General features: G+C 64.3%; 16 protein-coding genes. 12 read left to right on the forward strand and 4 right to left on the reverse strand.

Features of this window, described 5'->3' with window-relative positions:
* Positions 1 to 223: 223 nt before the first annotated feature.
* The 5 genes from wecB to OSW16_RS15235 are packed head-to-tail and all read left to right on the forward strand — an operon-like array spanning position 224 to position 8526.
* Complete coding sequence (gene wecB / locus OSW16_RS15215; RefSeq protein ID WP_267816424.1) at positions 224 to 1378, forward strand: non-hydrolyzing UDP-N-acetylglucosamine 2-epimerase; 1155 nt, start codon at positions 224 to 226, stop codon at positions 1376 to 1378.
* Entirely contained in the window at positions 1375 to 3549 is a 2175-nt protein-coding gene (gene nrfB, locus OSW16_RS15220; RefSeq protein ID WP_267816426.1) for a cyclic di-3',5'-guanylate-activated glycosyltransferase NrfB, read from the forward strand. The genes wecB and nrfB overlap by 4 nt, the downstream gene beginning before the upstream one ends.
* The gene (locus tag OSW16_RS15225; protein WP_267816428.1) at positions 3546 to 6548 is read left to right on the forward strand and encodes a phage receptor; all 3003 of its coding nucleotides are present in this window, start codon (positions 3546 to 3548) and stop codon (positions 6546 to 6548) included. The genes nrfB and OSW16_RS15225 overlap by 4 nt, the downstream gene beginning before the upstream one ends.
* The gene (locus OSW16_RS15230; RefSeq protein ID WP_267816430.1) at positions 6548 to 7387 is read left to right on the forward strand and encodes a DUF4434 family protein; all 840 of its coding nucleotides are present in this window, start codon (positions 6548 to 6550) and stop codon (positions 7385 to 7387) included. Before OSW16_RS15225 ends, OSW16_RS15230 begins: the two co-directional genes overlap by 1 nt.
* Positions 7388 to 7413: 26 nt before the next feature.
* Entirely contained in the window at positions 7414 to 8526 is a 1113-nt protein-coding gene (locus OSW16_RS15235) for a sensor domain-containing diguanylate cyclase (protein WP_267816432.1), read from the forward strand.
* Positions 8527 to 8547: 21 nt separating this feature from the next.
* On the opposite strand, the gene OSW16_RS15240 is transcribed toward OSW16_RS15235, so the two are convergent.
* The 3 genes from OSW16_RS15240 to OSW16_RS15250 form a co-directional block, all read right to left on the reverse strand.
* Entirely contained in the window at positions 8548 to 9795 is a 1248-nt protein-coding gene (locus OSW16_RS15240) for a delta-60 repeat domain-containing protein (RefSeq protein WP_267816433.1), read from the reverse strand.
* Positions 9796 to 9992: 197 nt separating this feature from the next.
* The gene (locus tag OSW16_RS15245) at positions 9993 to 11294 is read right to left on the reverse strand and encodes an ATP-binding protein (protein ID WP_267816435.1); all 1302 of its coding nucleotides are present in this window, start codon (positions 11292 to 11294) and stop codon (positions 9993 to 9995) included.
* A 6-nt stretch (positions 11295 to 11300) separates the two neighbouring features.
* Entirely contained in the window at positions 11301 to 12002 is a 702-nt protein-coding gene (locus OSW16_RS15250; RefSeq protein WP_267816437.1) for a response regulator transcription factor, read from the reverse strand.
* 171 nt (positions 12003 to 12173) lie between these two features.
* Here OSW16_RS15250 and OSW16_RS15255 point away from each other — a divergent pair, with 171 nt between their 5' ends.
* Positions 12174 to 13349, forward strand: a complete 1176-nt coding sequence (locus OSW16_RS15255; protein ID WP_267816439.1) for an efflux RND transporter periplasmic adaptor subunit — start codon at positions 12174 to 12176, stop codon at positions 13347 to 13349.
* A gap of 11 nt (positions 13350 to 13360) precedes the next feature.
* On the forward strand, positions 13361 to 16489 hold the full coding sequence (locus OSW16_RS15260; protein WP_267816441.1) for an efflux RND transporter permease subunit: 3129 nt from the start codon (positions 13361 to 13363) through the stop codon (positions 16487 to 16489).
* An 81-nt stretch (positions 16490 to 16570) separates the two neighbouring features.
* On the opposite strand, the gene OSW16_RS15265 is transcribed toward OSW16_RS15260, so the two are convergent.
* Positions 16571 to 16843 carry an HU family DNA-binding protein gene (locus OSW16_RS15265; RefSeq protein ID WP_372490311.1) on the reverse strand — a complete coding sequence of 91 codons (273 nt, stop codon included), beginning with the start codon at positions 16841 to 16843 and terminating at the stop codon, positions 16571 to 16573.
* Positions 16844 to 17022: 179 nt separating this feature from the next.
* On the opposite strand from OSW16_RS15265, the gene mobA reads away from it, so the two are divergent.
* The 5 genes from mobA to OSW16_RS15290 all read left to right on the forward strand — a co-directional run bounded on the left by mobA (position 17023) and on the right by OSW16_RS15290 (position 23429).
* Positions 17023 to 17598 carry a molybdenum cofactor guanylyltransferase MobA gene (mobA, locus tag OSW16_RS15270; protein ID WP_267816443.1) on the forward strand — a complete coding sequence of 192 codons (576 nt, stop codon included), beginning with the start codon at positions 17023 to 17025 and terminating at the stop codon, positions 17596 to 17598.
* Positions 17599 to 17882: 284 nt separating this feature from the next.
* A complete protein-coding gene (locus OSW16_RS15275; RefSeq protein WP_267816445.1) occupies positions 17883 to 19211 on the forward strand; it encodes a hypothetical protein in 1329 nt (442 codons plus the stop codon).
* Positions 19212 to 19243: 32 nt separating this feature from the next.
* Positions 19244 to 21475, forward strand: a complete 2232-nt coding sequence (locus tag OSW16_RS15280; RefSeq protein ID WP_267816447.1) for an Ig-like domain-containing protein — start codon at positions 19244 to 19246, stop codon at positions 21473 to 21475.
* A gap of 15 nt (positions 21476 to 21490) precedes the next feature.
* Entirely contained in the window at positions 21491 to 21967 is a 477-nt protein-coding gene (locus tag OSW16_RS15285; protein WP_267816449.1) for a curlin, read from the forward strand.
* Positions 21968 to 21983: 16 nt separating this feature from the next.
* Positions 21984 to 23429, forward strand: a complete 1446-nt coding sequence (locus tag OSW16_RS15290) for a curlin (protein ID WP_267816451.1) — start codon at positions 21984 to 21986, stop codon at positions 23427 to 23429.
* The last annotated feature ends 138 nt before the right edge of the window (positions 23430 to 23567 follow it).

Consider the following 23567-nt stretch of genomic DNA (forward strand, 5'->3'; position numbering starts at 1 on the left):
TCAAGAAAAACTAGCATGACCGTTTCCGCACCACCCCATCCCCCCCCTGGAACCCGGCCGCCTGGCGGCCTGAATCGACCTCGCCTTGATGCGCTCAACGCAGGCCGTTGGCTGCGAACGCGCGTGCATTGGACAACCCGGCACCTGCCTGCTTGTATCTACCCATTGCAGGCGGCGCAAGGTCGCACACCTTCGTCCAGGGAATCGTACGAGGAACTACACGATGGCCAACACCGTCATGATGGTATTCGGTACTCGCCCAGAAGCGATCAAGATGGCCCCACTGGCCAGGGCTCTGCGTGAGTGGCCCGACATCGATCTGCACATCTGCTCGACCGGCCAACACCGGGAGATGCTTGAACAAGTGCTGACCGCCTTTGGCCTGAGCGTCGATCAGGACCTGAAGGTGATGACCCAGAACCAGACCCTCAATGGCCTTGCCCGCGACCTGCTGGGCTCGATCGACAAGGCCTATGAACAAGTCAAGCCAGCGATCGTGCTGGTCCACGGCGATACCACCACCAGCTTCATCGCCGGCCTTGCCGCCTTCCACCGGCATATCCCCATCGGCCACGTCGAGGCCGGGCTGCGTACCGGCAACCTGCAGCAACCCTGGCCCGAGGAAGCCAACCGGCGCCTGACCGGGGTGATCGCCGACCTGCACTTCGCGCCCACCACCAAGGCCCGCGACAACCTGCTGCGCGAAGGCGTACCGCTGGAACATATCGAAGTCACCGGCAACACCGTCATCGACGCCTTGCTGTGGATGCGTGAATACCTGAAGGAAACCGCATGGCACCCCGCCGCCGACTCGCCCTTGCACAACCTGCAGGACGATCAGCGCATGGTGCTGATCACTGGCCATCGCCGGGAAAACTTCGGCGCCGGTTTCGAACGTATCTGCCTGGCACTGGCCGAACTGGCCCTGCGATACCCGGATGTGCAGTTCGTTTACCCCGTGCATCTCAACCCGCAGGTGCAGAAAGCGGTCTACGGCCTGCTCTCGGGGCGTGACAACATCCACCTGATAGCGCCACAGGACTATCAGCACTTCGTATGGCTGATGAACCGCGCCCACATCATCCTCACCGACTCCGGTGGCATCCAGGAAGAAGCCCCGGCCCTGGGCAAGCCGGTGCTGGTGCTGCGCAAGGTCACCGAACGGCCGTCAGTGCTCGAAGGCGGAACGGTGAAGCTGGTCGGCACGCAGACCGAGCGCATCGTCAAGGAAACCAGCCTATTGCTGGACGATGACCAGGCCTACGCGCGCATGGCCCGCGTATTCACCCCATTCGGTGACGGCCACGCCAGCGAAATCATCGCCGAGCGCCTGAGCCGCTGGTTCGAGGAAAGCCTGAGCAAACGGGATGACGCATGAGCCTGGCTTTCGTCGATTTTCTCACCTACGTACTGTTTGGCCTCAAGATCCTGGCGATCATCCTCGCCGCACTGATGTTCGTGCTCGGGCTGGACGACCTGTTCATCGACCTGTGCTACTGGTGCCGCAAGCTGTTCCGCCATTTGCGTATCTATGACAAGTACGCCAGGGCCGACGAGAAGCGCCTGTTCGAGGTGCCGGAAAAGCCCCTGGCGATCATGGTCCCGGCCTGGAACGAAGTGGGCGTGGTGGGTGAAATGGCGCGCCTGGCGGCCTCGACCATCGACTACGAGAACTACCAGATCTTTGTCGGCACCTACCCCAACGACCCACAAACCCAGGCCGACGTCGATGCCGTGTGCCTGCACTACCCCAACGTCCACAAGGTGGTCTGCGCCCGCCCCGGCCCCACCAGCAAGGCTGACTGCCTGAACAACATCATCGACGCCATCCTGCGTTTCCAGAGCGACGCGCGTATCGAGTTCGCAGGCTTCATCCTGCATGACGCCGAGGACGTGATCTCGCCCATGGAGCTGCGGCTGTTCAACTACCTGCTGCCCGCCAAGGACATGATCCAGATCCCGGTGTACCCGTACGCGCCGCAATGGCGTGGCTTCACCGCCGGGCATTACGTGGACGAGTTCGCCGAAAACCACGGCAAGGACGTGATCGTCCGCGAGGCACTTACCGGCCAGGTGCCCAGTGCCGGGGTGGGTACCTGCTTCAGCCGCCGTGCCATCAGCGCCCTGCTCGAGGACGGTGACGGCATCGCCTTCGACGTGCAGAGCCTGACCGAGGATTACGACATCGGCTTTCGCCTGAAGCAAAAAGGCATGAAGTGCATCTTTGCCCGCTACTCGGTCACCGACCCAGCACTGGCTCTCAAGCGGGAATGGCGCCCCGGCATGAGCCGCGAGTTCGCCCAGGTGATCTGCGTGCGCGAGCACTTCCCGCGCGATTGGCAGCATGCCATCCGGCAAAAGTCCCGCTGGATCGTCGGCATCGTCTTCCAGGGCACCAGCAACCTGGGCTGGAGCCGAACAGGCGCGCTCAACTACTTCCTCTGGCGCGACCGCCGAGGCTTGTTCGCCTACCTGCTGAGCTTCTTGGTCAACCTGTTGCTGCTGGTGCTGCTGGCGATGTGGCTGGTGACGGTGATTGCCCCGCAATCCTGGCGCTTCATGTCGATCCTCAGCGACAGCCAACTGCTGACCACACTGCTCTGGCTCAACGGCCTGCTGCTGATCAACCGCCTGTTCCAGCGTGGCTGGTTCGTCACCCGCTATTACGGCATCGGTGAGGGGCTGCTGTCGGCCCCACGGATGATGTGGAGCAACTTCGTCAACTTCTTCGCCAACCTGCGCGCCCTGCGGCAAGTGATGGAGATGGGCGATTCGCGCCGGGTAGCCTGGGACAAGACCACCCACGAATTCCCTGCCATCGCCTCACCGGCCCGTACCCCGCTGGGGCACCGCCTGGTCGCCAAGGGCTATATCAGCGAAGCGCAGCTCGAACAGGCCATCACCAGCCCGGTACGGCGGCGTCTGGGCCGCGAACTGCTGCTGCGTGGCTGGCTGACCAGCGAACAGCTGGTGCAGACCCTCGCCGAACAACTCGACCTGCCCTGGGCCCCCCTGAACCCGTTCAAGCTCGATCGGCAACTGATCGCGCTACTGCCACGCCGCTTGGCGACACACTATGGCGTACTGCCGGTAGCCGAAGAGGGCGACACCCTGGTGCTGGCCAGCGAAAGCCCGGTCAGCCAGGTCTCGCTGGGGGTCATCAGCCGCCAGCTCAAGCGCCCGGTCAACTACCGGCTGGCGCCACAGGGCCGGGTCACGCTGGGCCTGCGCTATCACTACCCCAGCCCCTGGCAGCAGGCGGAGACCCGGCAGATGCTGGAGGTGCTGGAAAGGCACCAGGACAACGCCGAACTGATCGAGCAGGTCAGCACTCACCAGGTCATGCTCGGTGCCTTGCTGCAGGTGCGCGGCATGGTGCCGGTGACGCTGTTCAACCAGGCGCTAATCGATTTCGACCCCGAGCAGCAAAGCCTCGGCGAGCACTTGATCGCACGCGGCATCATCACCGAGACCGTGCTGGAGCAGGCGCTCGCCGAACAGGCCAGCGAGCAGCAGGCTGCCTTCGACCTGATCAGGGAGGTGGCATGAAGCCGCGTTTGACCCTCACGTTCACCAGCCTGCTGCTGTGCTCCTGCGCCCTGCCTGCCTTGGCGGCGCCGATGACCGATTTTCAGCGCTTTACCAGCTACCCGTTCATGGAGCGCAGTTACCGCGAAGCGAAGAAGGACAACTGGGCCGAAGTCGAGCGCCTGACCCGCCATGTACTGGGCCGGGTGCCGAACAATGACGAGGCCCGCGCGCTGCTGGTCGAGGCACTGGCTCACCAGCGCCGCTACAAGGACGCCCAAGCCCTGGCCGAGCAACTCGGTGGCAGCCCCGAATACGCCAATGCCCTGCTGGAACTGCGCCTGACCTGGATCGAACAGGACCCACCGCCCGCCAGCCAGGTGGAAAGCTGGCTGGCCACGGCCGACAGCATGCAGCGGGTACGCCTGTGGCAGGCCTACAGCCTGAGCCTGGCCAAGTTCGGAGGCGCCGGCCGGGCCCTGGACTGGCTCAACCAACTGCCGCCGCGCGACGACGGCCAGGTGCTGCGCCTTGCCCGGGCCAACTTCGCCGAGCAACTGCGCAACTGGAAGCAGACCATCGAACAGCTGCAACCCTTGGCCGACCACGGCCAGTTGCCGGCAGAGGACTGGCAGCGGCTGGCCAATGCGTACGTTCAACAACTCGATGAAAAGGGCCTGAGCAAGCTCCTGCAAAGCGCTCCCTCGCCCGGGATCGCCGACCAGACCCGGCTGGCGATGGCCAGCCGGGCCATTGCCGTGGGCCATAACGAGCAGGCCCAGCGCTGGTTGCAAAGCCTGCCCGCCGAGCAACTGCAGGACCCGGCACTGCGCCAGCAGCTTTGGGAATTGGCCCGTGAAGGCGACGATGCGCCCTTGGTCCGGCGCTTGAGCAACGAACTGCAGCGCCCGTGCCTGGACACCGTCGATTGGCTGTCACGCCACGACCCGGATGTCGCCCGCGCGCAGTTCAAGGGCTGCCAGATCAGCGCGGATCCCCGCGCCTATGCGGTGCTCAAGCAGCGCCTCTATGGCGACCCTGCGCCAGCGCCGCAACCACGTACTGCAGCCGAATGGGAGCAGCGTTACCGTCAAAGCGGTGACCTGGCGGCACTCGAACAGGCCACGTTCCTGCTGTTGCAGCAAGGCCATGGCGACCGAGCCCGAGGCCTGCTGGAGCAGGCCTACGACCGCCGGCAAGGCCGTCTGACGCCTTCGCTGCTGCAGCGCCTGGGCAATCTGTATGCACGCAACGACGGCCCGCTGGACACCCGGCGGATGCTCAGCCTGATGCCCAGGGTCGATGCCAGCACCCGCGCCCAGTTACTCGGCCGCCTGGCCGAGGCCGGCCAGTGCGACACCGTGCGCCAGGCCATTGCTGCCCCCCCCACCGAAGCCGGGCAGTACCGCGCCTTGGGTCGCTGCGCGATGCCTGAGCAACCCGGTGAAGCAGTGGTCTATTACCAGGCTGCCGAAGGATTGGGCGACAGGGGTAGTCGCCTACCGCTGGCCTACGCCCTGGAAGCTGCTGGCGACTCCGAAGCCGCCCTGCCCATCTGGCGCAGCCTGCCGGACAGCGCCTGGACTGACAACGCCCGTCTGACCGCCGCCGCCGGGGCCTTGAACGCCGGCGACATCCAGGCTGCCCGCCGTTACTGGGATGGCGCTGCACACGACAGCGCCGACAACTGGGCGCTCGGCGCCGCGATCGCCCAACGCCAGGGCGAGCTGCAGACGGCGTTGGGTTTCCAGCGCCAAGCGCTGGCGCACAACCCAAGCGCTGAGCACTTCTACGCGGCTGCCAGCACCGCACAGCTGGCAGGCGACCCCGCCCAAAGCACCGCCTGGCTTGCCGAAGCGGTGCGTCTGGCCCCCGACCAGCCACGCTACCGCGCGGACTACGGCATGCGCCTGGCCAGTTCGCCCGACAAAACCCTGCGCCGCCAGTCGATCCCATACCTGGAGCAGGCTACCCGCGACTTCCCTGAGGATTACCGCATTGGCGAAACCCTCGCCCTGCGTTATGACGAAGCCCAAGACAGCGCTTCGGCCCGCCGCGAACTGCGCCGGATCCTCGATGTGGAGCAGCATCTGGTCGATGCCGACGATGAGTTCGGCAGCCTCGAAGCGCGCAAATACCGCCAGCGTCGCGCCCACGAAACCTTGTCGCGCCGTGACAGTGTCTCCCTGGCCAGCACCTGGTCGCCCGCCGGCACCTCGACCAACGACAAATTCCTCGAAAACGGCGAGCGCAGCGGCACTTCCCGCCGGGCGCAATCGCAGAATGTGCAAATGGCCATGTGGGACCACGCCCTGGGCGAAGAACCCAGCCGCGACGGCAGCACCTTGTCGGTGTACGGCCGGGTGCTGTTCGGTGGCCAAAGCCGCACCGATTACGCGCAAAGTATGGGCACCGGGGTTGGCCTGCGCTACAAACCGCTCGGCCAGGCCAACCTCAACCTGTATGCCGAGCTGTACCACCAGCGGCAGATCGACACCGAGCACTACAGCGGCCTGAGCCTGGGCGAGCTGCTGAGCCCGAGCAAGGTCGGCGGCAACTGGAGCGACTTGCGCAACCATGCCGAGTCGAGCAATGACCTGCTATTGCGCGCGACGGCGTCGTTCCTCGACCAGGGCACCTGGCGCAACGACTGGCGGGTCGACGAAGACGACTGGAACGAACGTTTCCTCTACCTGGACGCTGCCTGGTGGACCCGTGCCGGCGACCATGCCTGGCTATCGCGCTACCAACAGGGCCATGCCTGGAAGTTGCCTGGCAGCTCGCCGCAGACCTTGATGCCATACGGATTCGTCGAATTTTCCAGCCAGGACCCGAGCAACGACTGGCGCCAGGATGCCCGCGCCGGTGTCGGCCTGCGCTGGCAGTGGTGGTTCGACGACGATCGCTACAACGCTTACCGCGGCACGCTGAAAGTGCGTGCCGAATATCAGCAGTCGCTGGGAGGCAACCTCTACCAGCGGGCTGACGGTGTGCTGGTTGGCGCGGAGATGACCTTCTGATGCGTACCTTTCTGGCAATCTGCATGCTCGCCCTCTGCCTGCCGGCCCTGGCAGACCAACGCCTGTTCTATCAGCCGCTGAACCGCGATGCCGACATCAGCCCGGCCCAGTGGCAGCGACTGTGGCAGGCCACGGCGGCGCAGGGTGGCAAGAGCCTGATCGTGCAATGGAGCGCCTATGGCGACAGTGATTTTGGCGGCGCCCAGGGCTGGCTGGCCAACAGCCTGCGCCAAGCACGCGCCCAAGGCCTGGAGCTGGTGCTCGGGCTTTACATGGACCCGGATTATTACAAGCGCATCGAGCAGTCCGACAGCGAGGGGCTGAGCAGCTACTGGAAGGCTCAGTTGGGACGCTCCTTGAGTCACTATCAGCAGCTACGCCAGGACTGGAGCCTCGATGTGGTGGGGTGGTACCTGCCGATGGAACTGGACGACCTGCACTTTCATGACGCCCAGCGCCGTGAGGCGCTGTACAGCCAGCTGCAGGCATTTAACCGGCAGCTGGACAAACCGCTGCACCTCAGTGCCTTCAGTGCCGGCAGGCTGGCGCCGCGGGTCAACGCCGCATGGCTGGATCAACTGGCGCAGCTGGGCTTGACTGTGTGGTGGCAGGACGGCGCCGGCACCGGGCGGCTGCCACCACTGGTGCGCCAAGGGTACGAGCAGGCCTTGCCGTGCCGCGTGGGCGTGGTGCGTGAGGCATTTCGCCAGGTGAGTGGCCCGGGGCAGGCTTTTCGGGCGCAGGCGGCTGAGCCTGTGCTGACCGGCGGATGCCATGCCGAAGCGGTATTCGCGCTGCGTTATCGGCCTTGGGCTCGCGGTGTTCTGTCATTGGAGTGAGTGGCCGTTTGAGCAGGAACTCAGGCATGTTCAAGACCATCGAGGACCACGTTCGCCAGCAGGTCGCGCCCGCTGCACTGCGCGCCGAGTTCCGCCAGCATGAATTCGACAACTCGCGGCGCTTCTGCCAGCTGATTTTTTGCGTCAGCATCGCCGTCTGGCTAGTCTTCGACCTGATTGTCAGCTACTTGGGCAACCAGGGCTTCACCTGGCGTTCCGGCCTGTTCATGGCATTGCTGTGCAGCCTCACGGTAGTCCTGGGCTTCACCCGCCGGAGCCACCATTTCGACGTACTCAACCTGCTGTTCATCACCGTCATCACCCTGGGCATGCGCCTGGTCATCGAAGGCCTGCCTATCGCCCTGCGCCCGGTCTGGCTGGTGCTGGGCACATCCACCGTGCTGTACAGCGTCTCGGCTCTGCCAGTCCGGCGCTGGTCGTTCTTCTGCGCCATGGTCATCACCTGGGCCATGCTCAACCCGTTCTACGGTACCAACATCGACCTCGACGAACTTGAAGCCGCCATGCTGCTCAGCTATGCGGTGTTTTTGAGCGGCCTGGTGATCTACAGCTACCTGCGCATCCGCCAGGCCAAGCTGCACAACTTCTACATGTCCAGGTTGCTGCTCGAACAGGCTTATGTAGATGTGCTCACCGAAATCCCCAACCGCCGCTCGTTCATGGTCAAGGCCGAGCGCCAATTGCACCAGGCGCCGCCGGGGCAATACCTGGCGATGATCGATATCGACAATTTCAAGAAGGTCAACGACCGCTTTGGTCATGACGTCGGCGATGACGTGCTCAAGCGCGTGGCCGCGCACATCAAGACCACGATGCAGGGATATGAATTTGCCCGGCTGGGCGGTGAAGAGTTCGTCATTTTATTCGCCGGGCTCGACCAGCAAGACGCCGAGCGGCGCGTCGCGATGTTGTGCCAACGGGTGCGCAAGGACGTGGACGCACAACCGGTGACGATCAGCATTGGCCTGACCCGAATCGTCGCCGGGGACACCTTGAGCATGGCGTTGATGCATGCCGACCAAGCCCTTTACCAGGCCAAGCATGCCGGTAAGGACCGCTACGTACTCTGGCAGCAGGAGGCCGACAAGCAAGCGCTCGACCCGCAAGGCAAGGGCTGATCAGCCCCTGCCCTTATCGCGTCAAACGAAGTAGCACACCAGGTAGGCCTTGCTGTTCTCACCCGGCACGTTCGCAGTGCCGCCCAGGATCAGGCGCTGATCGTCCGGGCTCAATGCACAGTGTGCAACGTCTGCGCCCGCTTCGATGTTGGTGCGCTTCAGGCCGGTACCGTTGCCGAAGCCCGGGTCCAGTTGCCCATCTGCCAACAGGCGCCCTACCAGAAACTCGGTCTCGCGCTCGTTGTAAGGAATACCGGTCAAGCCAGCACAGACCGTGACTCGGCCGTCACGCTGCAGGCTGCGGACCCAACGGGAGCCAAAGCTGCTGGCGGCGGTTACCAGCACATCACCGCTGTTGAAGGACGGATCCAACTGTCCCGTGGACGTGACTCGCCCGACCACTGCCAGATAAGGCCGGCTGTCGGTGGCGCCGGCAACCACCAGGTCGCCGCCCTCACCCTCGACCACGTCGTAGAACTCGATGCTCGCCCGCTGGGTACCACGCGGCGCGGTGAGACGCACGCAGCCGCCCTCGCCAAAGCCAGCGTCGGGCAGGTCATCCAGGCCCAGGCGCAGCAGCAGCCCTGCCGCATCGGTCGAGCCCCAGACCACTACCCGGCCATCCTGTTGCTGCAGGGCCCCCTCGAACCACAGGTTGGACGCATCGTTCAAGGCAAAGACAAACACGCCGTTGTCATGGAACGAGGCGTCAAGGCTGCCATCGGCCAGCAAACGCACCAGCAGGCCCACGCTGTTCGCCTCGTGGTCGAAGCGGGTGATGGCGACCAGCAGCCGCCCATCGGCCAGTTCGGTCAGGCCAAAGGGTTCATCGTTGGATAGCAGCCCTGGCAGCTTGAGCGTTACCACCCCTGCCTCGCCGAAGCTGCGATCCGGCTCGCCATTGGGCTTGTAGCGCCCCAGGATGGGGAAGCCAGCCGACTGCGAACGGTCTTCAGCCAGCACCACGAAGTCACCACCGGCACTGGCGATGACCTCGATCGGCTTGGCCGCATGGTCTTTACCGAACGGCGCCATGACAAAACCCTGCTGGCCGAAGCTTGGGTCCACCTGGCCCTGCTCGGTCAAACCGGCAAAGGCGACCTGGCCCGCAAAGCCGTGGCTGACCCGGGCCACCACGAACAGGCGGCCATTGTTCAACGCCATACCGTGTACGCCGCTGGCGACGTTACCGGGGAAGACAATCTCAACTTTTCCGCTTTGACCGAAAGCGGCATCCGGGATACAGCTCTTGCAGGATAATTCAGACATCTATGGACCTCTCAATCCGTCATTAAGGAAGGCACATAAATCTCATCATCCATTGGAAAAAACTAACCCCGTGAATGATTCTAAAAATTTCGGTCGAGCATTTACGGGGGGCGAGAAAAAAGTTCGTTTATTACTTCAGAAAAGTTACCTTCGCTATTACATTCGCGAAGAAATTATTCGCTATTGAAAGTGTAAGTTTACCAAGCTGCTGGCAGACGAATCCTGAACTGCGCCCCACCCAGCGCCGACTGCGCCACGGTCAATGTCCCACCCTGCCCCTCGATGGCCCGCCGGCTGATCGCCAGCCCCAGGCCGAAGCCGCCGGTATTTCGGTCCCGGCTGCGGTCCAGGCGGTAGAACGGCTGGAAGATCCGTTCGCGCTCTTCGGCCGGGATGCCGATACCGTCGTCCTCGACCGTCAACAGGCAAGCACCGTCCTCTTCCAGGCGCAGGCACAGCAGCAGGCTCTGATCGCAATAGCGCATGCCATTGCGCACCAGGTTCTGCACGGCCCGGGCCGTCAGACGCGGGTCAAGCACAAAACGGGGCAAACCATCATCGGCGCGCACTTCCCAGCGGATGCCCCGGCTATCGAGCTCTTCGGCAAAGCCACCAAGCACACTGTCGACCAATTCCAGCAACGATACCTCGACCCGCTCACGGGCCTGGTCGGCGTTGTACAGCCGGCTGTAGGACAGCAGTTCGAGTACCAGCTCATCCAGCTCGCGTACGTGACCGACCAGCTCCAGCAGGCGCTTGCGACTGGTGGGCGGCACTTCGTCAAACAACAGCACCAGGCCGAAGTCCAGGCGGGTGAGCGGCGTGCGCAGCTCATGGGACACGGCGTTGAGCAGCTCACGCTGCTGATTGACGTGGCGCTCCAAATCGCTGGCCATGGTGTCGAACACACCGGCCAGCTCACCGATGTTCGAATGCGGGGAAATATGCGTGCGCTCGGCCATCTGCCCCTGGCCCAGGCGCCTGGCCGTTTCCTTGAGGCGCTCGAGGTCGCGCCAGTGAGGCCACAGCCACAGCAGCAGGCAGCCGAGCAGTGCGGCGCCGATCAGCACGGTCACACCCCAGGACAGCACGTTGATGTCCAGTGGGTCCGGTGGCGAGTGCAGGCTTACCAGCCAGCCCTCCTCCAGCGGCGCCAGCACCGTTTGGTAGTAACCCCAGTCGCCGATGCGCACCGCATACAAGCCCTGGGCCAGACGCGCCTGCTCTGGCGCGCTCAAGTTGGCCTGATCGGTACGCAACAGGCTCACCTGCAGCGGCGCGAACGCCTCGGCCAGCTCCTGTTCGACCGCCGGCCATTGCTCGCGCGGGGCCTGGCGGAACTGGCGCACGATCAGTGACTGCACGCCTTTGGCCTGGTCCAGGTTGTAGGCCATGAACCGGTCATGGAACAGGCCGACGATGGCGTCTGGAATCAACAACAGAGCACCGGCATAGGCGACGATGATCACCAGGTACAGGCGCACCAGAATCTTCAGCATGCTGCTTCAGCACTCCCATTCGACGCGACTGAACAGGTAACCCTTGCCCCACACGGTCTTGATCTTGCGCGCTTCGCCGGCACTGTCGTCAAACTTGCGCCGCAACTTGGAAATGGCCACGTCCACCGAACGGTCAGTGCCGTTGAACTCGATGCCGCGCAGTTGCTGAAGGATCCGGTCACGGCTGAGCACCTCCCCGGCATTGCGCGCCAGCACCACCAGCAGGTTGTATTCACCGCTGGACAGTTCCACCTCTTCGCCGCGCCAACTGACCAGGCGCTCGGCCAGGTCGATGCGCAAGCCACCGACCAGGATCTGCTCGCTGTCCAGCCGTGGCTCATGGACGCTGCTGCGCCGTAACAAGGTGCGCACCCGTGCCAGCAGCACCCGCGGCTCACACGGTTTGGTCACGTAGTCGTCGGCGCCCATCTCCAGCCCCAAGACCTGGTCGTGGCTGTCGTCGCGGGCCGTCAGCATAAGGATCGGCAGGCTTTGCGATTCGTGGCGCAGCAGGCGGCACACCTGCAGGCCGTCGACACCCGGGAGCATCAGGTCAAGGATGACCAGGTCGGGTTTATCTTGCCGCAGCGCGTCCAGCACATGGTCGCCCCGGGCGATCACCCGCACATGGAAGTCGTTGCGTTGCAGGTAGCTGGCGATCAATTCAGACAGGGCGCTGTCGTCTTCGACCAGAAGAATGTTTGGCATAGGGCTTGGTACGGGCTGAAGGAGGCCAATGAGGCATGTGCGGCAAGAATATAGAATCCCCACGAGTGCAGGATTTTTCTTCACACTTTTTCACACACGTCCTACAGGTATTAACAGGCACCCGCGCCCCGCCTGCCTTAGCATACAGCCGGTCATCATCGGAAGATCCGTATGCCTATCATTCTTGTCCATCGCCTGCGCCCCTTGGCGCTCGCGGCGCTTCTGGCCCTGCTCCTAGCCGGCTGCAACGATACCGAAGAGCAGGCTACCCAGCCCCCGGTACCCCAGGTGCGGGTGGAAACCCTGCAGCTTGAACCTTTGGCCATTAGCACGGAGCTCAGTGGGCGCATGCTTGCCCCGCGTACCGCCGAAGTGCGCGCACGCGTGGCGGGCGTGGTGCTCAAGCGGGTCTACCGCGAAGGCAGCGACGTCAAGCAGGGCGACGTGCTGTTTCTGATCGACCCGGCACCGCTCAAGGCCGACCACGATAGCGCCCGCGCCGCACTGGCCAGGGCCCAGGCCAACCTGTACCAGGCCCGCCTGCAGGAGCAGCGCTACCGCGAACTGGTCGACGACAAGGCCGTCAGCCGCCAGGAGTACGACAACGCCCGCGCGGCCTTCCTTCAGGCCGACGCCGAAGTGGCCGCGGCCAAGGCTGCGCTGGAACGGGCGCGCCTGAACCTGGGTTACGCCACGGTTACCGCACCGATCTCCGGGCGCATCGGCCGCGCCTTGGTTACCGAAGGCGCACTGGTGGGGCAGAACGAGGCCACGCCCCTGGCGACCATCCAGCAGCTGGACCCGATCCACGCCGACGTCACCCAGTCGACCCGCGAGCTCAACGCCCTGCGCCGTGCGCTGCGCGCAGGCGAGTTGCAGCAGGCAGGCAAGGGAGAAGCAAGCGCCACGTTGATCCAGGATGACGGTACTGCCTACCCGCTGCCCGGCAAGCTGCTGTTCTCGGACATCAGCGTCGACCCAAGCACCAACCAGATCACCCTGCGCAGCGAGTTCCCGAATCCAAACCTGGACCTGCTGCCCGGCAGCTACGTGCGCGTGCGCCTGGAGCAGGCCGTGCAGCCCAAAGGCATCAGCGTGCCCCAGCGCGCCATCCTGCGCGATAGCGCGGGAGTGCCGAAAGTGCTGGTGGTCGACGCGCAGGCGCGCATCAGCGAACGCCAAGTGGTACTGGGCAACGCCCAAGGCGACCGCTGGATCATCAGTGAAGGCCTGGCCGCCGGCGAACGAGTGGTGGTCGAGGGCCTGCAACATGTCAAGGCCGGTGACCAGGTCCAGGTCGACACGGCCCAGGGCAGCCAACCCATCGCCCAGCACAACGGCCAGTGAGGGCCTGACCCATGCCGCAATTCTTCATCGACCGCCCGGTATTTGCCTGGGTGGTCGCGCTGTTCATCCTGCTGGCTGGCGCCCTGGCCATCCCGCAACTGCCGGTGGCCCAATACCCCAACGTGGCCCCGCCGCAGGTGGAAATCTATGCCGTGTACCCGGGGGCGTCCGCCGCCACCCTGGACGAGAGCGTGGTCAGCCTGATCGAGCAGGAGCTCAACGGCGCCGACAACCTGTTGTACTTCGAGTCGCAGAGCAGCCTGGGCAGCGCCACCATTACCGCCACCTTCGAGCCAGGGACCAACCCTGACCTGGCCCAGGTCGACGTGCAAAACCGCCTCAAGGTCGTAGAGTCTCGCTTGCCGCGCCCGGTGACCCAGCAAGGCCTGCAGGTGGAGAAGGTGTCCACCGGCTTTCTACTGCTCGGCACCCTGACCTCTGAAGACGGCAGCCTCGATGAAACCGCCCTGTCAGACATCCTTGCGCGCAACGTGATGAACGAAGTTCGCCGCCTCAAGGGCGTCGGCAAAGCTCAGCTGTATGGCTCCGAGCGTGCCATGCGGATCTGGATCGACCCGGGCAAGCTGATCGGTTTCAGCCTCACGCCCAACGATGTGGCCAACGCCATCGCCGCCCAGAACGCCCAGGTGGCGCCCGGCAGCATCGGTGACCTGCCTGCCCGCAGCACCCAGGAGATCACCGCCAATGTGGTGGTCAAGGGCCAGCTGAGCACGCCGGAGGAGTTTGCCGCCATTGTGCTACGCGCCAACCCCGACGGCTCGACGGTGACCATCGGCGATGTGGCGCGGGTCGAGATCGGCGCCCAGGAATACCAGTACGGCACACGCCTGAACGGCAAGCCGGCCAGCGCCTTCAGCGTGCAGCTGGCGCCGGGCGCCAACGCCATGCAAACCGCCACCCTGGTGCGGGCGAAGATGCAGGAGCTGTCGGTGTATTTCCCGGAGGGGGTCAGGTACGACATCCCGTATGACACATCGCCGTTCGTCAAGGTCTCCATCCAGCAGGTCATCAGCACCCTGTTCGAAGCCATGCTGCTGGTGTTCGCCGTGATGTTCCTGTTCCTGCAGAACCTGCGCTGCACGCTGATCCCGACCCTGGTGGTGCCGGTGGCGCTGATGGGGACCTTCGCCGTGATGCTGGCGCTGGGCTTCTCGGTCAACGTGCTGACGCTGTTCGGCATGGTCCTGGCCATTGGCATCCTGGTCGACGATGCCATCGTGGTGGTGGAGAACGTGGAACGCATCATGGCCGAGGAAGGCCTGCCGCCGAAGGCCGCGACGCGCAAGGCGATGGGCCAGATCAGCGGCGCCATCATCGGCATCACCCTGGTGCTGGTGGCGGTGTTCCTGCCCATGGCCTTCATGAAAGGCTCTGTCGGGGTGATCTACCAGCAGTTCTCGCTGTCGATGGCGGTGTCGATCCTGTTCTCGGCGTTTCTGGCCCTGAGCCTGACCCCTGCCCTGTGCGCCACACTGCTCAAACCGGTGGCCCAGGGCGGCCACCATCAACGCAAGGGCTTCTTCGGCTGGTTCAACCGCAGTTTCGACCGCGTGAGCGACGGCTACCAGCGCTGGGTTGTGCAGGCCCTCAAGCGCAGCGGCCGCTACCTGCTGGTGTATGGCCTGCTGCTGGCGGTGCTCGGCTACGGCTTCAGCCAGTTGCCCACGGCGTTTTTGCCCACTGAAGACCAGGGCTACACCATCACCGACATCCAACTGCCACCAGGCGCCAGCCGCATGCGTACCGAGCAGGTAGCCGCGCAGATCGAGGCGCACAACGCCCAGGAGCCGGGCGTGGGCAACACCACGGTGATTCTCGGTTTCAGCTTCTCCGGCAGCGGGCAGAACGCGGCGCTGACCTTCACCACCCTGAAGGACTGGGCAGAACGCGGCGCCGACGACAGTGCCCAGGCGATTGCCGAGCGCGCCAGCGCTGCATTTTCCCGGATCCGCGACGCGGTCGCTTTCTCCGTGCTGCCGCCGCCTATCGACGGGCTGGGTGAGTCCACCGGTTTCGAGTTCCGCCTGCAGGACCGTGGGGGCATGGGCCATGCCGCACTCATGGCGGCACGTGACGAACTGCTGGCCGGCGCCGCGAGCAGCAAGATACTGGTGAACGTACGCGAGGCTTCGCTGGCCGAAAGCCCGCAGGTACAGCTGGAAATCGACCGCCGCCAGGCCAATGCATTGGGCATATCGTTCGCCGACATCGGCGCGGTGCTGGACACCGCCGTGGGCTCCAACTACGTCAACGACTTCCCTAACCAGGGCCGCATGCAGCGGGTGGTGGTGCAGGCCGCAGGCGACCAGCGCAGCCAGGTCGAGGACCTGCTGAAGATCCACGTACGCAACAGCAGCGGCAAGATGGTGCCCTTAGGCGCCTTCGTCCAGGCCAAATGGGTCAGTGGCCCGGTGCAGCTGACCCGTTACAACGGCTACCCGGCGGTGTCGATTTCCGGTGAGCCGGCAGCCGGCTATAGCTCGGGCGAGGCCATGGCCGAAGTCGAGCGCCTGGTCGCGCAGTTGCCGGCCGGTGCCGGCCTGGAATGGACCGGCCTGTCCTTGCAGGAGCGCCTGTCCGGCAGCCAGGCACCGCTGCTGATGGCGCTGTCACTGCTGGTGGTGTTCCTGTGCCTGGCGGCGCTGTACGAAAGCTGGTCGATCCCTACCGCCGTGCTGCTGGTGGTACCGCTCGGCGTGCTCGGCGCAGTCCTGGCGGTGACCCTGCGCGGCATGCCCAACGATGTGTTCTTCAAGGTCGGTTTGATCACCCTGATCGGCTTGTCGGCGAAGAACGCCATCCTCATCATCGAGTTCGCCAAAGGCCTGGTGGACCAAGGCGTGGAACCCTTTGACGCCGCTGTGCAGGCCGCGCGCCTGCGCCTGCGGCCGATCGTGATGACCTCGCTGGCGTTCATCCTCGGCGTGGTGCCACTGGCCATCGCCACTGGCGCCAGCTCGGCGAGCCAGCAGGCGATTGGCACCGGGGTGATCGGCGGGATGCTCAGCGCCACATTGGCCGTGGTGTTCGTGCCGGTGTTCTTCGTGGTGGTGATGCGCCTGGCTCCCACCCGTCATGAAACGCCCGGGGCTAAGGTGGCAAGGGGCGACAATACGTGAGACCAGTGGGGCTGCATCGCCAGCCCCCTTGGTCACCGCTCTACTGGGCGGCGCGAGCAGCTAATGACGGTTCGGATCCTGTTACGCCACGGCGTCTTTCAACTTTTTCCCAGCCTTGAATTTGACAACGGGGGCCGCCTTGATGTTGATCTCTTCACCCGTCCTAGGGTCACGCCCCTTGCGCCCTGCACGTACATCGCGTTTGAAAGTGCCAAACCCAACTAGCTTGATCTCCCCGTCTTTTTTCAATGACTTATTAAAGGCTTCGATCATGGCGTCGACAACTTTGCTAGCTTGGGCCTTGGTAAGGTCAGCTTTATCTGCTACCTGGGCAATCAATTCAGTTTTATTCATGTCCTTGCTCCTTGGCGTAACGGAATGGGCCTGTGCATTGCCTGCCTCTGACTACCATTGAATGAAGATCGCCCTGTCAGCACAACTGGCAAATATGTCAGGTGGCGCTTACCGGTCAGCCTGGACAATTGCACTGCAGCGTGGGAGGGTGCGCTGGCCTATCTTCAGGAACCAGACCGATGACCGAATCCCTGCCGCCCTTCACCACGTTGATCCTTGCCGGTGGCCGTGGTCAGCGCATGGGTGGCCGTGACAAGGGGCTGGTGCGTTGGCGTGGCGAGCCGCTGGTGGCGCATGTGCAGCGGGTGGTGCGCCCCCTTTGCGACGATGTGGTGATCTCCTGCAATCGCAATCACCAACTTTATCGCCCGTTCGCCGACCAGCTGGTGTGCGATGCACAAGCAGACTTCCCCGGCCCGTTGGCCGGGGTGATTGCCGGCCTGACGGCGGCCAGGCATGCATGGGTGGTGGTGCTGGCGTGCGATGCACCGCTGATCGACCGCCGCCTGATCGAAGACCTGGTGCAGGTGGCAGTGGCCAATGACAGTGCGGCGATGGTGCGTCAGGGCGGGTATTGGCAACCGATGTTCAGCGTGCTGCCGCGCAGCGTGCTGCCGCTGCTGGAGCAGGCCTGGGCGGCGGGTGAGCGGAGTTTGCAGAAGGCCCTGTTGCTGGCGCCGCTGCAGGCCCTGGAATGCCCCGAGGGCGACCCGCGCTTGAACAATTTCAACAGCCCTGACCTGTTGCAGGGGTGAGCCATTAGCCGACTGCACCAGCCCTGTCACCGGCAGCCGGCTAGTGCAGCATTGTTGATCCGGGCGTCGATTGCTTTGACGGAGCTGCCCTGCAAATGATCATCCCCAATCCCCCAACCCTGGGGAACACAACCCACCGAAAACACCTCACCAAACCGCCACGTCCAAGCTGGAAGCCAGAGAATACGTGGCCTTGAGCTTGTTTCAAACTTTTGGCACGGCTGTTGCCGATCTCCTGTCAGACGCCCCAAGTCCATGGGCCCGTTTGCAGGAGAAAATGACTCATGCACCGACCGATACCCACTCCGCTGGCAGTGGCGATTTTCGCCAGCATGCTCCAGCTCCCGGCTCAAGCAGCGCTGTACGCTGTCGACCCCGGGCCCTATGACCCCGCCAATGGCAATTTCGCCGCCTGGTATCAGGATACCCACGGGCGAACCCTTGACCTGTGCCTGACCAAGACCGTCAGCTCACGTGCTGCCGGCGCCCCTGGTGCACCGGCATACATGTGTACGCTGCTGCCGACGCCGGGTGTATTCGACGACACCCAGCCCATCGTGTTTCCCAGCAACTTCCCCGACGAAGCCTTCTGGTTCACCGCCGACGCCGCCATCGTCGATGCCGCCCGCGGCATCGACCTGAGTTACGGCACGGCGATCGAAGCGGCGTTCGCCGCCGAGGAGCCGGTCGAGGGCGACCAGGTCAGCTTCGCCCGGGTGCGTATCCGCGTCGATGTGCCGACCGCCGGCACCTACATCGTCACGCACCCCTACGGCGTGGACGTGTTCGACGTGCCCGCCGCCGGCGATCGGGCGATCAATATGACCCGCGATATCGGCATCGCCGGTGCTGGTGATTTCAGCGGCGCGCTAAAAGGTGACGTGGGGCCGTTCCTGCGCAGCGTCAACGGCCCCTACACCGAAGGCAGCGAGCGCTTCATCGGCGACCCGAACCTGGAGGAGCCCGTCACCGGCAGCCCGTACAACACCAACTACGTACGTATCGAGGGCCCCGGCGGCATAGACCTGCGCACCGAGCTGTTCTCGATCTCCGGCAAGCTCTCCGACGTTGCCCGGCCAACCCCGCTGATGCCACTGCGCAGTACCTACTCGCGGCATACCGAGGACGGCGACCTGCGTGCCCAGCAGGATGTGTTCGTCATGGCCCCGCCGCCACCGGCCACCGTGACCCTGACCAGCCAGACGCCAAACCTGAGCCTGACCGAAGCCAACAGTACCGGCGCCTGGTATGCCCAGTCCGTCCTCAACCCGCTGTTGCCGACTTCGCTGACACTGACCGCTGACAACAGTGTGGCGATCCCCACCAGCAGCCTGGCCACCGTCAATCTGCCGCTGACCGATCTGGTGACCATCACCCGTGCCGAATTCAGCCTGGCCAGCGGCCAGCTGACCCTGGTGGCCAGCTCCAGTGACGAGACCAGCCCCCCAGTCCTCACCGCCCACACCGGCAACGGCGCGCTGATCGGCGACCTGGCGGGCAGTGGTGCAGTGAAAACGCTGAGCACCTCGCTCTCCCCCATCCCTCCGGCCACGGTGCAGGTCACCAGTGCCAACGGCGGTAGCGACAGCGAAGACGTGGTGCTGGTGCCATGAACAGACAAAGGCTCCGCCTTCAAGGAGGCAGCATGAACACTTGGCAACGCCGTGCGCTGTTGGCCGCCGGTTTCTCCCTCACTGTGACCAGCGCGGCGTGGGCCGCACTGTCGGAGGTAGACCCGGGCCCCTACACCTTTGCCACCGGTGGTTACCCGATGTGGTACAAGGACGCCGACAACCTGTCCCTGGAGCTGTGCCAGTCGCGCGCTACCAGCACGCGGGCCCCGGGTGCGCCGGGCGCACCCGCTTACATGTGTACCCTGTTGCCTGAACCGGGTGTCTACGACGACGCGTTGCCCCTGGTGTTCCCCGACAACTGGCCCCCAGAGATGTTCTGGTTCCTGGCTGAAACCTCGATCCCGCAGGTTGGCAACAGTGGCTATGAGCTGGAAGTCTACGTCGCAGGCCTGGAAGCGGCTTTCGCGGCGGAAAACCCGGTAGACGGTGACCAGCAAAGCTTTGCCCGTATCCGCATCCGCGCCTCGGTCCCGACTACCGGCACCTATGTCATCACCCACCCATACGGTGTAGAGACGGTCAACGTGACCGCCGCCGGTCGGCGGGCGATCAACATTACCCGCGACATCGGTATCGGCGCCCCGGGGGTCTTCAGCGGAGCGCTCAATGGCAACCTCGGGCCGTGGCTGCGCGGCGTCGGTGGCCCTTATACCGAAGTCAACCCGGACACCGGGGCCAGCGAAACCTTCATCGGCGACCCGAACCTCACCGAGGCCGTCACCGGTAGCCCGTTCAACACCAACTTCGTACGCATCCAAGGGCCGGCCGGGACCATCCAGACCAACGTGTTCACCGTATCGGGCAAGGTACTTGACCAGCGTGCGCAAACGCCGGTCACCCTGGAGCGCGCCACCTACTCGCGCAACGGTGCCGGCACCCGGATCGAAGTCTTCGCCAAGGCGCCGAACGACGCTGATGTGTGCATGCGCAACGGCCTGGCCTTGGTCGGAACGCCGCCCTCGCCCTGCCAGTTCAGCCTGCTTGCGGATAACAACGGGCTGTTCTTCACCCAGCAATTGAGCCAGATCGCGCCGCCGCCAGTGGTGGTGGTGACCGGCAGCACGGCTACCGGTGGCACACGCCCCACTTCGCTGTCGAGCAAGCTGACAGACGTGGTGAAAGTGGACACTGCGCGCTACGACTGGACCAACAAGCGCCTGGTGATCGAAGCGCGCTCCAGCGACGAGGTCGTAGTCCCGGATCTGGTTGCCCAAGGCTATGGCCGCCTGTCCAAATCCGGCACCCTGCAGAGCCTGACCGTCAACGACCTCAGCCAGCCGCCAGCCACTGTCACCATCAAGTCCGCCCATGGCGGCAGCGATGTGGAACCGGTGATCGTGGTCGGCAATGCGCCCGTCGAAGCCGAAAACCAGGCGCCGCTGGCCCAGGCCGATACCGGCAGTACCAGCGTCGGTGTGCCGCTGACCCTCAACCTGTTGCAGAACGACAGCGACCCGGACGGTGACGTGCCGCTGACCATCAGCGACCTGACCCAACCAGGTAACGGCCTTGGCGGTGTCGTGCTCAACGGCACGACGTCGGTCACCTACACCCCGCCGGCCGGCGCCACGCAACCCCTGGTCGCCACCTTCAGCTATCAGGCGATGGACGCCAAGGGCCTGAAGTCCACCCCGGCCACCGTGACCGTGAACGTGGCGCCGAACCAGCCGCCAACCGTGGCCGCCCAGACCGTCGCGACACTGGGCGTGCCCCTGAGCATCAACGTACTGGCAGGCGCCGCCGACGCGGAAGGCAACGCGCCACTGGTGGTGGACAACGTCACGCAACCCGCTGCCGGCCGCGGAACGGTCAGTACCGACGGCAGCACGGTGACCTACACGCCACCGGCGACGGTCACCGCGGCGTTCACCACCACCTTCACCTACCAGGTGCGTGACTCGATCGGTGCGCTGTCCAACCCCGGCACCGTCACCGTCAACGTGTCGCCACGCCCGGCTGCTGAAACCTTCGCGGTCACCGCGGCGACGGTCACCGCGCGCTCCAATAACCGCTTCAACTGGGACATCAGCGGTACCTCGTCGGTGACCACCGGCAACACCGTCACCGTGCGCGTGAGCACCACCACGGGTGAGCAGGTCCTCGGCACCGTCACGGTACCGGTGACCGGACGCTGGCGCCTGGCAGTGGGCAACAGCACCACGCTGATCCCGACTGCCGCGCCTACGGCAACCGTAACCAGCAGCCAAGGCACCACACGCACAGTCAACGTCGCGGTGCGCTAAGGCCAGGAGAACGTCATGAAACGCGTGCACCCACTGCTGCTGTGCCTCGCCCTCGCCCTCGCCGGCCAGGTTCAGGCCGATGATCTGATGGACAACGCCGACCTCGCTGCCGGCAGCGACCTCGGTGACCCGGTGATCATCCGCCTGTTACCGGTAGGTGCCGGGCAAATGGCAGTGATCGAGCAGCTGGGTTCAGGCAACCGCGCCGCCCTCGACCAGAACGGCCAGGCGCTGCTGGGTCGCATCGTTCAGGCCGGGGGCGCGCAGGAAGCCTACATCCTGCAAGAAGGTAGTGACCTGATGGCCAGCATCAGCCAACAGGGAAATGGCAACAGCGCGTCGATCCGCCAGAGCGGCACCAGCAACAACGCCAGCATCGAGCAGATCGGTAACGACAACAGCGCCAGCATCGTACAAGCCGGCTCGGGGCTGAGCAGTTCCGTGACCCAAGCCGGCGATGGCCAGCATGTTCAGATCACTCAATACCGATAGACCTGGAGGCACCACCATGTTCAAGCTCGCTCCCCTAAGTGCCGCTATCCTCCTGGCCGTGGCTGGCCAGGTCATGGCGGAGGACAGCACCTCGACCCAGTCGCAGACCGGCAACCAGAACATCGCCGAAGTCAGCCAGACCGTCGCGCCTTTCGCCTCAGCCACCCAGACCCAGACCGGCAAGGGTCACAACCACCTGGCGGTGCAGGACACCAGCACCAGCCACATCGACCAGACCGCCAGTGGCTCGTACAACGCCGCCTACGGCGAGCAATTGTTCGAAAATGGCAGCCAGATCACCCAGCAAGCCGAGGGCACCTACAACGACGCCTTCGCCAGCCAGTCGTTGGGTGAAAACAACCAGGCGCTGCAGATGCAACAAGGCGCCGAGAACCGCTCGACCGTGTGGCAGGACACCCAGCTGGGCAGCCAGGCAACCACCCAGCAAAGCGGCCAACGCAACGAAGCTTTCGTCGAACAGCTGTTCGGCGGCAGCAACAACAAAAGCCTGGTGAACCAGGACGGCCAGGACAACTATGCCGCTGCCGAACACCTGACGCACAACGACGGCAATATCGAGATCTACCAGCAAGGCAAGCAGAACTGGGCCTATGGCGACCAGCGCGACGGCACTGGCGGCTTCATCGGCATCGACCAGAACGGCACCGGCAACTCGGTGGAAGTCTGGCAGGACACTCAAGTCGGCAGCCAGGCCACCGTCAACCAGAATGGCCAGCTCAACGAAGGCTATATCGACCAGAGCCTGGGCCAGGACAACACTGCCAGCCTCTATCAACAAGGCAAGTCCAACGCCAGCTGGTCCGATCAGTTCGAGACCACCAACTCGACCACCAGCATTTCCCAGTCCGGCACCAGCAACCTGCACTACACCTACCAGACCGGTGACAACCAGAGCCTGACCGTGACCACTCAAGGCACCGGTAACAAGGTCATGGCCAGCAACTGGAAAGGCGAGAAACTGGGTGGGCAGTTCGGCAGCGACCAGACCGCCGTGATCAACCAGAAAGGCACGGAAAACACCGTCAACCTGACCCAGAACGGTAGCCTGCAACTGGCCACCCTGGGCCAGAAAGGCACCAACAACTCGATGGAAACCAAGCAGGCCGACAGTAACAACGAGCTGTACTTCGAGCAGAACGGGGCCGACAACATTCTGATCGCTGACCAGCGCGGTATGGACAACTATGCCACCGGCGACACCACCGGCACCGCCAACACCATCAACCTGGACCAGTCCGGCTACGCCAACCAGAGCTTCACCACCCAGCTCTACGGCAGTGGCAACAGCGCAACCATCAAGCAGGCCGACACCGCCAACGTCGCCTACGTGACACAGGGCGGCGCCGGCAACACGGCGTTGGTCGACCAAAGCGGCGCCAACCAGGCCGCCACCATCACCCAGATGGGCAACGGCAACACAGCCACCGCTACTCAGCGCTAAGCAGCTCCCCCTTGAACCGCAACGCTTCTCTCCCTGGCGTTGCGGTTCCTTTTTTTTTGTGCTGCACACCCCTGTCGAAACGCGTGGCACTCGCGCGGCAGATCCTTTTGAATGCCGATTAGCTGAACCTTTTATGCA

The sequence above is a fragment of the Pseudomonas putida genome (assembly GCF_026625125.1).
In the GTDB taxonomy this organism is placed as follows: domain Bacteria; phylum Pseudomonadota; class Gammaproteobacteria; order Pseudomonadales; family Pseudomonadaceae; genus Aquipseudomonas; species Aquipseudomonas putida_X.